Genomic DNA, 14717 nt, shown 5'->3' with positions numbered 1-14717 from the left:
AAAGAATTCTATAATTTTTTTGCACTTTTTTAAACAATAATTTTAAATATGTATTTAAAATTATTGTTTAAATCATTATTCTGTGTTTTAATAATATTGATAATAGTTATCAGTAAAAAGAGATAGAAATTAGCAAAACAAGTGTTGATAGTTATTGTCATAAAGATTAATAAATTTCTACATTGTAACGTTATGAATCTATCTTTAGTATTGAGAGCTAAAAATAATACGTTTATATCTTTTAAATGTTTAAAAAGGAGTGGCTGTCTGTATGAAAAAAGCAAATGGAATAGCTAAAAGTGTTGCGGTAGCGTCGGTTATTATGTCTGGATCACTTGGTTTACAAGCAACATCTGCATTTGCAGATTCTAAAGGAACTGTAGAAAATCTTCAAAATGGTGGGAAAGTCTATAATAGTTTTAAAACTACTTATGACATGAAGCAGAATATTAAAAATTCAATAAAGGTTTCTTTTATTGAGGATCCTTACGCAGATAAAAAGATTGCAATTGTTACCACTGATGGTAGTAATATAGATGCGAAATATACAATTAATGGCGGATACTATAACGCAGGTTTAAAATGGCCATCGGCGTATCATACGGAAGCAGAAATAACAAGTGGTGACAGCGCTCAATTTCATAAAGCTGCCCCAGTGAATACAATGACTTCAGCAAAGGTTACTTCTGAAGTAGGATATACACTTGGCGGAAGTGTGAAAGTTGGGGTAAATGATAAAGGGCCAAATGCTGATGCGAGTATTACAGGTAGCTTTGCTTGGAAAGAAAGTGTATCTTACGATCAAGTAGACTATAAAACGGTATTAGAGACTCATACAGATAAAAAATTGAATTGGAAAGTAGGATTCCAATCGTTTAATTATCCGGAGTGGGGAATTTATAATCGTGATTCATTTAATACTTTCTATGGTAATCAACTATTTATGAAATCACGTAGTTATAATGAAGGAACGAATAATTTTGTTTCAAAAGATACAGTACCTGCTTTAACAGGATATGGTTTTTCTCCTAATGTAGTAGCAGTTATTACTGCTGATAAAACAGAATCTACATCTGATTTAAAAATAACAAATCGTAGAATTTCAGACCAGTACAATATCGAATGGGTAAGTTCAAAATGGTGGGGAACAAATAATAAAGATACATATAATGAGTTCTTTACAAACAACTATAAATTAGACTGGAAAAACCATCAAGTTACTCTTGATAACCAAAAAGCCCTTGAAGAACAAATAAGTAGTATCAAAAATGTGAATAACCAACTTAACAAAGGAAAAGGGAAATTATCTTTTTCAATGAATGGAAACCAACTCAAAGCGACATCTAGTAATGCTGGTTATGGTATCAGTTACGAAGATAAAAATTGGGGTATCTTTGTAAATGGTGAAAAGGTCTACACGTTTAATGAAAAAACAACTGTAGGTAATATCTCAAATGACATTAACAAACTAAACATCAAAGGACCTTATATTGAGATTAAACAAATCTAATCAGCAAACGAAGTACAATTGATGGATAATTATTTCATCAAGATATGAGTATAAAGGTTTATGTTAAATCTGTATAATGTAATGAAAGGACCAGAGTTTATCTGTAAAAACAGATAAACTCTGGTCCTTATTATTGTTTGTTCATTCTTATACTCAATTAGAAAAGAGTGTGAAGTATTGGAAAGCTATTCATGCTACACAGCGGGATATTGTTTTAAGTATGGTGTTTATTTTTATTTCATTTTTAAATGAATTCTTTGTATGATGACATAGGACATGAGAGATTTAGGAGATGTACGTTGTGTGGCCAATAGTTTAAAGTAATCAAGACTTCATCGGTTGTTAAGTTACTACTTTAAATATATAATTAAATTTCATTAAAAAGATACTCTATTCAAAGTCCGTATTGGATTTTTGAAGTGAAATATATATTATTTGAGGTGTGTAAAATGGGGAAGTCTCGAGAGCAGACGATGGAAAATATTTTGAAGGCTGCTAAGAAAAAATTTGGAGAGCGTGGCTACGAAGGTACGAGCATACAAGAAATTGCAAAAGAAGCGAAAGTCAATGTTGCTATGGCTTCTTACTATTTTAATGGGAAAGAAAACCTATATTATGAGGTGTTTAAGAAATATGGGCTTGCAAATGAGTTACCTAATTTTCTTGAGAAGAATCAATTTAATCCTATTAATGCTCTAAGAGAATATTTAACAGTTTTTACTACACATATAAAAGAAAATCCTGAAATTGGCACATTGGCCTATGAGGAGATTATTAAGGAAAGTGCAAGATTAGAAAAGATTAAACCGTATTTTATAGGTAGTTTTGAACAGTTAAAAGCAATATTACAGGAGGGTGAAAAACAAGGAGTTTTTCATTTTTTCTCTATAAATCATACGATCCATTGGATCACTTCTATTGTTTTATTTCCAAAGTTTAAAAAGTTCATTGATTCTTTAGGACCAACTGAAACGAATGATACAAATTATGAATGGATGCCAGAAGACTTAGTGAACAGGATTATTTCTGCTTTAACAGATAAGCCTAACATGTAAATTATTCATTGTTGATGAATTTTCATTTTCCTATTAAAAAGCCTAATTTCTCAATGTATTGTAGAAAGATTAGGCTTTTTTGGACATTTCATTTTAAAATTATTTTATTATTTTATTATTTATTATTTATTATTTATTATTTATTGTTTATTACATTTGAAATAACTTTTAATGTGTATAAGCACGTGATAAGTAAATTAAATAAACAAAGGCCCTGTAAAAAATACAGGGCCGGATACAGGGTTAAGGGAACGCATAGTTTCTTAGTAACATATTAGCATAAACTTTTCATGTAACTACATAAGAGTTTTGACAAATTTAAGAACAAGATAGAGGGGTTTTAAGAATAAATACAGTACTGAAAATTAGGGTTGTGATTTAAATGTTAGCGTTGTTATATCGTTAAAAAACAGATGAGTATTTTAATCATATATTGAAGAAATATTTTTTGATTAGGTTAAAAGAGAACGCTGTCAATTTAATATGCGTTATACCCAAATAATTTTAAACCTTCCCCTGAGTCTGAAATGATCTCTTCGAACTGTAATCCTACTTTTTCTAAAAGCTTTCCTGAATGGATGTTATCAATAGTAGTAATTGCTACAATTCGTTTCAGTCCTAGTTTTTGTACTCCGTATTCGATTACAGCAGAGGCTGACTCGTAGCCATATCCTTTTGAACGAAATTCTTCTAAAAAGGCAAAGCCAATATCAACATCTTCTAATGAATCTCTTTTAATAAGACCGCACATACCAAGTGAAGTGAAATCTTCTTTTCGTTCTACTAAGTAAAGGCCAAAGCCCATTTTATTATACATATCGATGGGTCCGTTTAAGATGTATTTTTTTGCATCTTCTAAGTTTTTAATCCTTTTATCACCGATATACTGAATCCATGCAGGATCGTTTACTAATTTAAGAATAAATGGAGCATCTTTTATATCAAACCAGCGAAGAACGAGGCGTTCAGTTTCAAGAACTATCAAGCTATTGCACCACCTTTAACATTTATAATAATTAGTATGGATTGTGTAATACAAAATCGCAACATATTTTAAAATAGTCCGGATTGTTCACATAAAGTTCGTTTGTTTTGTATAAAGGGATATTCTATAATTGAAATTGATTGTAAAGAGTGAGATGCTTATACAATGACTCCTAGGTGACTAGGAGTTTTTACTATATAACTATCATTATTACTAAATATGACACACTACACATTCTACTCAAGGAGGTACATAATGAAGAAATTATATAATGCATCGTTTACGTATTTGATTATCGGTTTATTATCAGGGATTTTCGCTAGGGAATATGGAAAGTATAAGGGGATTGTAGGATCTACTTTGTTAAATCTTTTGCATACCCATACACTTGTACTTGGCTTTTTCTTCTTTTTAATTGCTTTAGGATTAGCAAAAGTATTCGCGTTTCATGAAGCAAAAAGTTTTAATAAGTGGTTTGTTGTACATAATATCGCATTAATATTAATGTTAGGTTCATTGGCAGCAAGAGGGCTTCTTCAGTTAAATGGAGCGGATTTTAAAGGGTTAACTTATATTGTTGGTTTTTCTCATTCGTTGATGGCAGTTACTTTAATTTGGTTTATGTTGTTAATAAAGAAGTCGTTTAAAATATAGTTTTATCCCGCATTAACGGGCAGTAAGACCCCCATCTCAAATTTCAACGAAAGCAAAGAAGTTAGGTAGGGGTCGGACTGCCCGTAAAAGCCCGATTGGTTCAACTAATAATCAGTGGGGGATGAAACCCCTACTGATTAAAGTTTCACTTTATAGAAAAGAACTTGCCATAATTGTTATCTAGGGTAAAATATTTATAATCAAACTACTAAAAAGGTATTACATTTTAATGATGTAGTGCCTTTTTTATTATATTACATTTAAATATCTACGGTATTATATGTAATATAATAATCAAAATGTAGGTAAATGAAAAATAAAAAAAATACATCCATTATCTCAAAAAAGATTGATTTAATGGATGTATTTTTACATACAGGGGTCACGCCACATTGCCATCAACCTAAGCTTTTGAGATACCCCCATACCGAAGTTTTCACCTTTTTACAGTTATTGATGAGAATTTAGCTCATTTTTTCGTTTTGGGGAACAATTAATTTCTTAAGTTGATGGGTATGTGATAATGCTTCCATTTGAACAAATTTTCCTTTTCCATACCGATCACACACCTTTTGTAGAGTAATAGTATCAGCATATCCCAGTTTAAGAGGTTACTTACAAAATATTTAGAATTTTTTTGTGGGAATGCTCCGAAATGTAATACGGACTTTAAATATTTTCATTTATAATTCTCTATTTGTCTATACTTTTCATACCGCTGTTGTATAAGCTCTTCCGAGGATAATAGTATCAATTTTTTTAGAGAGGATTCGATTACAGACTCAATCACTTTTGCCTGTGATTTTATATCATTTTGTGCTCCACCTTTAATTTCAGGAATGATTTCATCAACAATTCCTAAATGTTTTAAATCTTTTGCTGAAATTTTCATATGTTCAGCAGCTTCTGGAGCATACTTAGCGTCCTTCCATAGGATAGATGCTGCTCCTTCTGGCGAAATTACCGAGTACCATGAATACTCTAACATATGGATATGGTTACCGACACTAATGCCAAGAGCTCCACCACTTGATGCCTCTCCAATTACAATACAAACAATTGGCACTTTAAGTGTAGCCATTTCAAATAGATTTCGAGCTATCGCTTCAGAAATTCCACGTTCTTCAGACCCTTTCCCAGGATAGGCGCCTATTGTATCAATAAATGTAATAATAGGGCGATTAAATTTATCAGCTTGTTTCATAAGTCTTAGCGCTTTTCTATAACCTTCTGGATGTGCCATTCCAAAATTTCTTTCTATATTTTCCTTTGTATTTCTACCTCTTTGATGACCAATAACCGTAACGGGCATCCCTTTAAATTTTGCAATACCACCTATCATTGCTTTATCATCACCATATAATCGATCACCATGAAGTTCGAGAAAGTTTGTAAACAATAAAGGTATATAGTCCAATGTCGTGGGCCGGTTACGTAGCCTTGCAATTTGAACTCGTTGAAAAGGTGTAATATTAGAATAAATTTTATCTTGCATTTTATTTAAACGTTTTTCTAATACATGAATTTCTGGCGATAAATCTACATTATTTTCTTTCATAATTTTCTTTAATTCATCAAATTTCTCTTTTAATTCAATAATAGGACGTTCAAAATCCAAACTCATTTTACCCTCCAAATGTTATGATTTACCTCGCTCTAATCAAAAGGCTTAGAAATAGAATCAATAAATAATTCAAAACCATCCACAACTATTTTTTGTTCTGATTCTGATAAATTATTGAGAATACTTTGATAAAATGTAATGGATTGCTCTCTTAAGCAATTAACAGTTATGTGACCTTTTTCTGTGAGGTGCAGAAAAAGTTCTCTTCTATTTTTTTCATTTACTTCACGATAAATAAGCCCCTTTTTTACTAACTTATCTACCAATCTACTTACAGTTGAAGTCTCTAATCTAAGTTTATTGGATAGTTGCCAAACAGTTAATTTTTCCATCTCTAGTTCCTCTAACGCCATCATTTGAGAAGTTGGTAAAGGTTTTTCAAATGGTCCATTGGGCAAATTTTGAGATTCAAAAACCCCAGTTATTATAATCATTTTCTTAATATCTGTTCTTAGTTTTAAGGCATCTTCTCTTTTCAAATAGGTCACCCTCCTATAACTAATGTATCATACATCAATTGTATTATACATGAATATGTTTTTTTCATAAGTTTAACGTAAGCCAATATTACAACATGGACGAGATATTTCTTCTTGTTAAAATGGTATAAGCGGATTGTTTTCTACAAATGGCAGAACATCAATTATGTATGAGGGGCCTTTATGGGGGAGTTCTAAATTCTTAAGTTGATGGGCATGGGGTACAACAACATAACGTGGATTCTGTACGTTAAGACAAATATTGTAATATTAAAGATGATATAATTGGAGAAAAAATGTGGGGGGTTCCTTAGTGGAGATAAGAAAATATAATTCTGATGACATCAAACAATTTACAGATTTAATGCCATATTTAGGTTATCCCAGTTCATTAGATGAAATGAAAGTAAGAATGCAACGTATCGAATCCAATCCAAATTACTACACCTTTGTTGCAATAAATGATAATAACTTAGTAGGGATGATAGGAATAACAATTCATACAACGTACACAAACAATGATGAAAAGATTCAAATAACATCGCTAGTTACAAAGAAAGAATATCGTGGTCAAGGTATTGCGAAAGCATTGATTAAATATGTGGAAGAATGGTCTTTGAAAAGGGGTTCTAATTTTATTTATCTTCTAAGTGGAAAAAGTGAACAGAGGATAAAGGCACACGAACTATATAAATTCCTTGGTTACGAGATAACAGGTTATAGGTTTGTAAAGCGTATGAAAAAAATAGATATTATTTAACAGTTGAGTGCAATTGTTAAATAATTAAATCTCAATTTCTTATGTATATCACTGAGAGATTGGGATTTTTTATATTGGATATCCTTAACGTACGAAATTCGCGTTTTGTTTGTGCTACCCCATACAAACAAAAAGTTTGATTATATATAATCAAACTCAAAAACTCTAAATATAAGGTCTGGTTTTGTTTTATTATACTATTTATCCTATATTCAATTAATTGCAAGTTCTTTTTGTTTATTCGATAGTAGGAAACGAATTTCATATATGTAAAACTTGAATTATTTAATTTTTCGGATTATTATGTATAAAACACTTAACATATTTTGTAATTCTAATTTATAGAAAGTAGGAGAGTGTACAATGGAAATAACAGTAGAGCGCTTAGTAAATGAACTAAAGGGTGTACTTCCCGAAGATCGAGTAGTTGTGAATACGACAGTAAGAGAGTTACATAGTAAAGATGAATCTTATCATGCTAGTAGTTTACCTGATGTAGTAGTTTTTCCGAAAACGACAGAAGAGGTTAGCGCGATAATGAAAGTAGCGAGTGAGCACGGAACAGCTGTCGTTCCGTTTGGGGTAGGTTCTAGTTTAGAAGGACACGTAATTCCTTATGAAAAAGGGATTACGGTTGATTTTTCATTAATGAACAAAATTCTTGAAATAAGAGAGAAAGATTTTCTAGTGAGAGTACAACCGGGAGTGACTCGCTCTCAGCTTAATAAAGAATTGAAAAAGTATGGATTGTTTTTTAGTGTGGATCCAGGAGCAGATGCAACGTTAGGTGGAATGGCTGCCACAAATGCGAGCGGAACGACAGCGGTTAAGTATGGGGTAATGCGTGATCAAGTTCGTGATTTAGAAGTTGTTCTTGCTGATGGAGAAGTAATACATACTGGAAATTTAGCAGCGAAGTCGTCATCAGGTTATCATTTAAATGGTATTTTCGTAGGTTCAGAAGGGACGCTTGGATGTTTTACGGAATTAACTGTAAAAGTATACGGTATACCAGAGCATGTTATGGCCGCAAGAGCATCGTTTCCGGCTATAAATGATGCAGTAGAAGCTGTTATTAACATATTACAAGCGGGTATTCCGATTGCGAGAATTGAACTCGTCGATGAACTATCTATGAAACAAGTCAATCATTACAGTGAAACAACTTACAGAGAAGAACCTACATTGTTTTTAGAGTTTCACGGTAATGAAGCAGGGCTAAAGCAAGATATTGAGTTTACGAAAGAAATTGTTTTTGATCATAAATGTAAAGAAGTTGCTTTTGAAACGGAAACTGCAGCGAGAAATAAATTATGGGATGCACGGCATAACCTAGCATACGCTTACGTTCATAGCTATCCTGGTAAAAAGCTTATGAGTACAGACGTATGTGTACCAATTTCAGAATTGGCTGGGGCAATTCAACATGCGAAAGATACATTAGATAAGGTTGGTCTTGTTGGTGGTATTCTTGGTCATGTAGGAGATGGGAATTTCCACGTGCTCTTAATGGTTGATCCAAACGATAAAGAAGAAGTGGAAAAGGCAGACGAAATAAATGAAAATATCGTTTTGTATGCTCTTAAACGAGGGGGAACGTGTACAGGAGAACATGGCGTCGGAATCGGAAAAAGGAAGTATCAAGAAGAAGAACATGGGGCGGCATTATTCGTAATGGAAAAAATAAAGAGAGCTCTTGACCCGCAAAGTATTTTGAATCCGAATAAGGTGTTTCAATTAAAGGATAGGGGCTGATTGGGTGAAAGTACTAGAGGCGATAAGTAATATAGCTGGAAAGTATTTTGCATTTTGGGTTATTTGTATTGCAGCTATTGCATATTTTATTCCTGCTCCATTTCTGGGGTTAACTAGTTACATAACGATTTTACTTGGGGTTGTCATGTTTGGGATGGGATTAACATTGAAGGCTGTTGATTTCAAAATCATAGCTACAAAACCATTACCAGTTATTATCGGTGTATGTGCTCAGTTTATTATTATGCCACTTGTCGCATACGTACTAGCCTACGTTATGAATTTGCCAGCTGAATTAGCAGCTGGATTAGTGTTGCTCGGTGCAGTACCGGGTGGCACTGCATCAAATGTTATGGTTTATTTAGCAAAAGGGAACTTAGCATTGTCTATTGCAATGACGTCATTATCAACGTTACTAGCACCAATTGCTACACCTCTTATTTTATTATTACTTGCAGGACAATGGATGCCAGTGAATCCTATGTCTATGTTTCTTTCTATCGTACAAGTCATTATCCTACCTATTATTTTAGGGTTAGTGGTGAAGAAGTTTTTCCCTAAAACTGTTACGAAAGGAATGACCGTTATCCCTTTCATATCAGTTTTAGCAATTATCATTATTGTTTCTGCAGTTGTTTCAGCAAATGTAAGCAGCATTACTTCTTCAGGCCTGCTTATCTTTATTGCAGTTATGCTCCATAATGCATTTGGCTTTTTACTCGGATATATAACAGCGTTTGTACTTGGGCTAGACGAAGGGACAAGAAGAGCTATTTCAATAGAAGTAGGAATGCAAAATTCAGGTCTAGGTGTTGCGCTAGCAACAGCGCATTTTGGACCAGCTGCTGCACTTCCAAGTGTATTAGCTGCAGTATGGCATAATATTGCAGGACCAATATTAGCAACCATCTGGTCAAAAAATGCAAAGGATACTTTCAGTGATGAAAATTTATCAATAAGTATAGAAAAATAGGAATGATAAAGAATGCAAAAACGTATTATACATTTTGAAGGCTTAGTTGTATTCTTGGCCGCGATTTATACGTATTCATTATATGAATTTAGTTGGATCATATTTTGGGTATTCCTATTAGCACCGGATTTATCAATGTTAGCTTATGGGATAAATAATCAAGTTGGTGCTAACATTTATAATTTATTTCACACATATATTATATCGATATTAATTGTTATAATAGGTGTTTATTTTAAGATAGATACGGTTATTATGATAGGCCTAATATGGACAGCACATATTGGAATGGATCGAATGTTTGGATATGGATTGAAATATGAGACTGATTTTAAAGATACTCATATTCAAAGGTTATAACTGCTTTTGAGGAGAGGGATGCTTTGAAACAGAAAATTACTATCGAAGAGTATAACATCAAATGGGAAAGTGAATTTAATAAGCTACACACTTTCATTAACGATGTGATGGAAGACAGCATTTTATCCATTGAACATGTTGGGAGTACATCTATTAAAGGACTTGCAGCAAAACCAGTATTAGATATTGATATAGTAATAGAAGATTACGGGATTTTTTCTGAAGTAGTAACAAAGCTTGAAGCGATAGGATACTATCATCAGGCAGAATGGAGTTACAAAGGGAGAGAGGCGTTTGGCAGAAAGGACGCTTTCGTTCCATGGGGCGGAGAAAGTACAGTTTGGATGCAACATCATTTATATGTTTGTGACAGAAATAGTGAAGAACTAAGAAGACATATAGCGTTTCGGGATTACCTTCGTGAACATGTAGATGTTGCTGTTGAATATGGACATTTAAAGGAAGAGTTAGCCAGAGAGACAAAAAATAGAACGAGCTATAGTGAAGGTAAGACGGCATTTATTACAAATATATTGTGGAAAATGAACTAAGGCGGCATGGAGTATATGCCGCCTGTTCTTTTTGGATAGAAAGCTGCCATTGTAAAAGAAATACAAACTGGCCCTGTTGAATGCTACGATACTTAAATATAATGAGAAATAAAAGATCGGAAAAGAGGGAGCTTATGTACATACCAAAATACTTTGCAATACAAGATGAAGAGATGAAGTACGAAATAATTGAACAAAATAGCTTTGCGACATTATTTTCTCAACATAATGGGGAACTGTATGCAACGCATTTACCGTTGTTGCTAAATAGGGAAACACTCACGTTACATGGTCACTTCGCAAGGCCGAATGAACAGTGGAAAGATATTAGGAATCAGCAAGTACTAGCTATCTTTCAAGGGCCACATAGTTATATCTCTCCGTCATGGTATGAAACAAACAATGCGGTGCCAACATGGAATTACGTTGCAGTGCATGTATATGGTGAATTAGAAATTGTTGAAGATGAACAGGAATTAATAGACTCTCTTCAAAAATTAGTACATACATATGAAGATTCAAAGAGCACGTACTCATTAAACGATGTAGATCCGAATTATATGGCAGGATTAAGTAAGGGAATAGTTGGGTTCAAAATAAAGATAAATAAAATAGAAGGAAAAGCGAAGTTAAGTCAAAATCATTCTGTAGAGAGGCGAAATTTAGTCGTGGAAAAACTTGAGAAAGTTGGTAGTGAGGGGAGTAGGGGGATTGCGGAGTTGATGAGAGATGAGTTTTATAACAATTAATGTGGAGATGAACGAGTGAAAGGATTTATTTTGTAAAGTGTTTATTAGCTTTCATAAAGTCAATAAAATTAAGGAGACTAAAGAATAATATCAAAAAGTAATTGTGGTAAACACTTACTTTTCTCCTTTTGGTATCATAACTTGAGTTCAAATATTGAGTTATCCATTTAATAATAATCTTATTTATATTTGTTGCTTTAAAAGTTTCTCAACATATTAAAGTCAGAAAAGAAAGTTAATTATGGTAATATGAGAATGAAACTAAGTAAACAAAGGGGGCTATGATATGAACGTTCAAATAAAAGGAAATGAAAGAATTATACACATGTTAAGCGATTTATATCATGAAATTCGTAAAAGAAATATAACAGAATCAAGAAATTTGAAAAGTGAAATTGATAAGCAAATCCAAGGTATTGATAATGATCCAAACGTGCAGTTATATTACGCTCTATTAGAGTTTAGATATCAGTATCTAATAGATAGCTTAAGTATTAGTAAAGATAGTTTTAATAAAATAGAAGAACTAGGTAAACCATCTGATAATTTACTATCATATTATTATTGTTTTTTTAAAGCGATGCATTCCACTATAACTGGAAACTATATCGCGGCTAAAGAACTATATGAAGAAGCGGAAAAGAAATTGCTTCAATTTCCAGATGAATTAGAACACGCAGAATTCTATTTCAAACTGTCTACTTTCAGTTGTCATAAACAGCAATATGTCTTGGCATTAAAGCAAGTTTCGATGGCTAAAGAACTCTATGCTAAACATAGTGATTTTGAATTAAATATAGGATATTGTGACAATCTTTATGGATTAACGTGTATTCACTTAAAAGAGTATGAGTTAGCGGAAGAATACTTAATCTCGGCATTAGATGTATTTAAAAGACTAGGGGAAGAACATGCTAGTCTCTATAGCCGTCACAATTTAGCGTTTTTATACGGTAGCCAAAATTTATCTGAACTAGCTATTCGATATATTAGCGAAGTAAATGAAAAATCTCCAAATAATTATAAGGCTTTATTCATTGAAGCGAGAGAACATTTTAAATTAAAAAATAAAGAAACTGCAAATACACTTATTGAAAAAGCGTTAACAATTTGTGGTGAGTTGAAAAATGAAGAATTTTATCATCGCCTAATGATCTTAAAGTCTATGAATGACAATTTAGCTGCGAATGAATTTGAAAATATTGTTTTAAAAGGAATTGAATACTTCAATCGAGAAGAACTATATGAGAATATAGAAAAATATGAAGAATCATTAGCCTTAAAATACTATGAAGAAGGAAATACACTCAAAGCAAGTGAATATTTCTATTCAAGTTCTCAATCAAGAAAAAAAGCTATAGAGAGGCAGGGACTAAGATGAAAAAGGTAACTATTAGTTTATTAGGAATCATAACAGCTGTAACCTTTACGTTCGGTGGTTTTGTAGTTTCAAAAGATAATGTAAAGCCTGTAGATGTTATTAAGTACTCTGAAGGACATACTGGTGGTTGAAAAACAAGCATATAAAAATAAAAACAGTTTGCTACATCTTAAATTAAGATGCGGCAGACTGTTTTTATTTTGTGTAATTCATGGGACACGTATATTTAATCTAGGAGATTTATTGTTTCTTTAGCTTTAGCATGTAAGTTAGTGCTAGAAAAAGTAATAAGGTTATTCTGAAAGGTGCACCTAATTACAAGAATACACCTTTCTAAAAGTATTACATAATCAAGTCCCACAAAAAGTACGATAAGGACGATTCGTCGGTACAGGTGGAACGCAGTATTCTTCTTGATCTGTAGCATACGCATAAGGATTAGATAGCGCTTCAAGAAGTTTCTCCATTACGCTATAGTCGCTATTTGTAACAGCTGCTTCTAGTGCTTCTTCTACGCGATGGTTCCTTGGAATGATGGATGGGTTATTATTTTTCATCATTTCGTAGGCGTTTTCTTTCGATTCTTCTTGTCGTTCTAATCGAGATTGCCACAGTTCGTACCATTCTTTAAATTCAGGGCTTTCAAATAGAGCTGTATTTTCGATCGTATCAAGAGTTAATGAACGGAATGTATTTGTGTAGTCTGCTTTATGTTTCTCCATCATTTTTAAAAGTTGCTCAATAAGTGAGTGATCTTGTTCCTCGTTGCTAAATAGTCCTAATTTCTTTTTCATTCCAAGGAACCAGAGGTTTTCATACTGTACACTAAATTTTGAAATTTCGTCTTGAGCAATCTTTAATGCTTCTTCTTCATCTTCATGTAGGATAGGTATTAAAGATTCTGCTAGTCGCGCAAGGTCCCATGCGGCCATATATGGTTGATTTCCATATGCGTAGCGACCTTGTGTATCAATAGAGCTAAATACGGTTCCTTGGTCGTAATTGTCCATAAATGCACAAGGGCCGTAATCAATCGTTTCTCCGCTAATTGTTATATTGTCAGTGTTCATTACACCGTGGATAAATCCAACAAGTTGCCATTTAGCGATGAGGCTCGCTTGTTTTTTGATGACTTCTTGTAGCAATGCAGTATATCGGTTTTCATGATCTTCAATTTCTGGGTAATGTCTTTTTATTGTATAGTCAGCTAGCGATTGAAGATCCTCGATTGAGCCGCGAGCTGCAGCATATTGAAATGTGCCGACGCGTATATGACTGCTTGCTACTCTAGTTAAAATAGCTCCAGGTAACTTTGTTTCACGATAGGTTGGTTCACCAGTTGTGACAACTGCTAAACTGCGGGTAGTTGGGATATCAAGTGCATACATTGCTTCGCTAATAATATATTCACGTAGCATCGGACCGAGTGCAGCACGACCATCACCGCGGCGTGAATACGGAGTAGGGCCAGAACCTTTTAGCTGAATGTCAAAACGTTTACCTGAAGGAGTAATTTGTTCGCCAATTAAAAGAGCACGACCGTCGCCTAACATATTAAAATGTCCGAATTGATGACCGGCATACGCTTGAGCTAATGGATGGGCACCTTCTGGGAGTGCATTACCAGCAAAAATAGCGATTTCAACTTCTTTTTTCAATTCTTCAGGATTAAAGCCAAGAGATATTGCTAAGGAATGGTTTAGTTTAACTAACTCCGGTGAACTTACGGGAGTAGGGGGGATTTCTGTATAAAATGATTGTGGCAAAGTAGCATAACTATTGTCTAAATTCCAACCTGCTTCATTATTTTTAGTCATTTTATCTCCTCCTTGTTTATTTTTTTATTATGTATTTGTACGTATGTATTCTTTGTAAAATTAG

Annotated in this window: 15 protein-coding genes; 11 read left to right on the top strand and 4 right to left on the bottom strand. The window is 33.2% G+C overall.

The window, feature by feature from the left end; all coding sequences use genetic code 11:
- Positions 1–271 precede the first annotated feature (271 nt).
- Both hlyII and hlyIIR read left to right on the top strand, forming a co-directional pair.
- Positions 272–1510: a hemolysin II HlyII gene (gene hlyII / locus ATN06_RS17835; protein ID WP_060631754.1), complete on the top strand. Its 1239-nt coding sequence runs from the start codon at positions 272–274 to the stop codon at positions 1508–1510.
- 449 nt (positions 1511–1959) lie between these two features.
- Positions 1960–2565 carry a hemolysin II regulator HlyIIR gene (gene hlyIIR, locus ATN06_RS17830; protein ID WP_060631753.1) on the top strand — a complete coding sequence of 202 codons (606 nt, stop codon included), beginning with the start codon at positions 1960–1962 and terminating at the stop codon, positions 2563–2565.
- Between the two features lie 478 nt (positions 2566–3043).
- On the opposite strand, the gene ATN06_RS17825 is transcribed toward hlyIIR, so the two are convergent.
- Positions 3044–3550 (bottom strand): GNAT family N-acetyltransferase, encoded by a 507-nt coding sequence (locus ATN06_RS17825; protein ID WP_000636230.1) that lies wholly within the window; start codon positions 3548–3550, stop codon positions 3044–3046.
- Between the two features lie 255 nt (positions 3551–3805).
- Between ATN06_RS17825 and ATN06_RS17820 the strand changes: the two genes are divergently transcribed.
- Positions 3806–4204 (top strand): DUF2871 family protein, encoded by a 399-nt coding sequence (locus tag ATN06_RS17820; protein ID WP_000737904.1) that lies wholly within the window; start codon positions 3806–3808, stop codon positions 4202–4204.
- 679 nt (positions 4205–4883) lie between these two features.
- Here ATN06_RS17820 and ATN06_RS17815 read toward each other — a convergent pair.
- The gene (locus ATN06_RS17815; protein ID WP_000050727.1) at positions 4884–5828 is read right to left on the bottom strand and encodes an acetyl-CoA carboxylase carboxyltransferase subunit alpha; all 945 of its coding nucleotides are present in this window, start codon (positions 5826–5828) and stop codon (positions 4884–4886) included.
- Positions 5829–5860: 32 nt separating this feature from the next.
- Positions 5861–6307 carry a MarR family winged helix-turn-helix transcriptional regulator gene (locus tag ATN06_RS17810; RefSeq protein ID WP_060631752.1) on the bottom strand — a complete coding sequence of 149 codons (447 nt, stop codon included), beginning with the start codon at positions 6305–6307 and terminating at the stop codon, positions 5861–5863.
- Between the two features lie 313 nt (positions 6308–6620).
- Between ATN06_RS17810 and ATN06_RS17805 the strand changes: the two genes are divergently transcribed.
- The 8 genes from ATN06_RS17805 to ATN06_RS29620 all read left to right on the top strand — a co-directional run bounded on the left by ATN06_RS17805 (position 6621) and on the right by ATN06_RS29620 (position 12967).
- Positions 6621–7067, top strand: a complete 447-nt coding sequence (locus ATN06_RS17805; protein WP_088116105.1) for a GNAT family N-acetyltransferase — start codon at positions 6621–6623, stop codon at positions 7065–7067.
- Between the two features lie 363 nt (positions 7068–7430).
- Positions 7431–8822: an FAD-binding oxidoreductase gene (locus ATN06_RS17800; RefSeq protein ID WP_060631751.1), complete on the top strand. Its 1392-nt coding sequence runs from the start codon at positions 7431–7433 to the stop codon at positions 8820–8822.
- A 4-nt stretch (positions 8823–8826) separates the two neighbouring features.
- Positions 8827–9795, top strand: a complete 969-nt coding sequence (locus ATN06_RS17795) for a bile acid:sodium symporter family protein (RefSeq protein WP_060631750.1) — start codon at positions 8827–8829, stop codon at positions 9793–9795.
- Positions 9796–9807: 12 nt separating this feature from the next.
- Entirely contained in the window at positions 9808–10155 is a 348-nt protein-coding gene (locus tag ATN06_RS17790) for a DUF4260 domain-containing protein (RefSeq protein ID WP_001172028.1), read from the top strand.
- A gap of 23 nt (positions 10156–10178) precedes the next feature.
- Positions 10179–10706 (top strand): GrpB family protein, encoded by a 528-nt coding sequence (locus ATN06_RS17785; RefSeq protein WP_060631749.1) that lies wholly within the window; start codon positions 10179–10181, stop codon positions 10704–10706.
- Between the two features lie 134 nt (positions 10707–10840).
- On the top strand, positions 10841–11455 hold the full coding sequence (locus tag ATN06_RS17780; RefSeq protein WP_060631748.1) for an FMN-binding negative transcriptional regulator: 615 nt from the start codon (positions 10841–10843) through the stop codon (positions 11453–11455).
- Between the two features lie 286 nt (positions 11456–11741).
- Positions 11742–12836: a response regulator aspartate phosphatase gene (locus tag ATN06_RS17775; RefSeq protein ID WP_060631747.1), complete on the top strand. Its 1095-nt coding sequence runs from the start codon at positions 11742–11744 to the stop codon at positions 12834–12836.
- Entirely contained in the window at positions 12833–12967 is a 135-nt protein-coding gene (locus ATN06_RS29620) for a hypothetical protein (RefSeq protein ID WP_254904404.1), read from the top strand. The genes ATN06_RS17775 and ATN06_RS29620 overlap by 4 nt, the downstream gene beginning before the upstream one ends.
- A 219-nt stretch (positions 12968–13186) precedes the next feature.
- Here the strand turns inward: ATN06_RS29620 and ATN06_RS17770 are convergent, their stop codons facing one another.
- Positions 13187–14653, bottom strand: coding sequence for a protein adenylyltransferase SelO (locus tag ATN06_RS17770; RefSeq protein ID WP_060631746.1), 1467 nt, complete (start codon positions 14651–14653; stop codon positions 13187–13189).
- Between the last annotated feature and the right edge of the window lie 64 nt (positions 14654–14717).

It is taken from the genome of Bacillus thuringiensis, assembly GCF_001455345.1.
Lineage (GTDB): Bacteria > Bacillota > Bacilli > Bacillales > Bacillaceae_G > Bacillus_A > Bacillus_A thuringiensis_N.
Note: the sequence above shows the minus strand (reverse complement) of the source record. Positions and strands in the feature narration are given on the sequence as shown.

What these genes read in the sequence shown, in the direction of transcription:
- hlyII (WP_060631754.1), top strand. Translation starts at nt 272, where the DNA reads ATGAAAAAAGCAAATGGAATAGCTAAAAGTGTTGCGGTAGCGTCGGTT.
- hlyIIR (WP_060631753.1), top strand. Translation starts at nt 1,960, where the DNA reads ATGGGGAAGTCTCGAGAGCAGACGATGGAAAATATTTTGAAGGCTGCT.
- ATN06_RS17820 (WP_000737904.1), top strand. Translation starts at nt 3,806, where the DNA reads ATGAAGAAATTATATAATGCATCGTTTACGTATTTGATTATCGGTTTA.
- ATN06_RS17815 (WP_000050727.1), bottom strand. Translation starts at nt 5,828, where the DNA reads ATGAGTTTGGATTTTGAACGTCCTATTATTGAATTAAAAGAGAAATTT.
- ATN06_RS17800 (WP_060631751.1), top strand. Translation starts at nt 7,431, where the DNA reads ATGGAAATAACAGTAGAGCGCTTAGTAAATGAACTAAAGGGTGTACTT.
- ATN06_RS17790 (WP_001172028.1), top strand. Translation starts at nt 9,808, where the DNA reads ATGCAAAAACGTATTATACATTTTGAAGGCTTAGTTGTATTCTTGGCC.
- ATN06_RS17780 (WP_060631748.1), top strand. Translation starts at nt 10,841, where the DNA reads ATGTACATACCAAAATACTTTGCAATACAAGATGAAGAGATGAAGTAC.
- ATN06_RS17775 (WP_060631747.1), top strand. Translation starts at nt 11,742, where the DNA reads ATGAACGTTCAAATAAAAGGAAATGAAAGAATTATACACATGTTAAGC.
- ATN06_RS29620 (WP_254904404.1), top strand. Translation starts at nt 12,833, where the DNA reads ATGAAAAAGGTAACTATTAGTTTATTAGGAATCATAACAGCTGTAACC.
- ATN06_RS17770 (WP_060631746.1), bottom strand. Translation starts at nt 14,653, where the DNA reads ATGACTAAAAATAATGAAGCAGGTTGGAATTTAGACAATAGTTATGCT.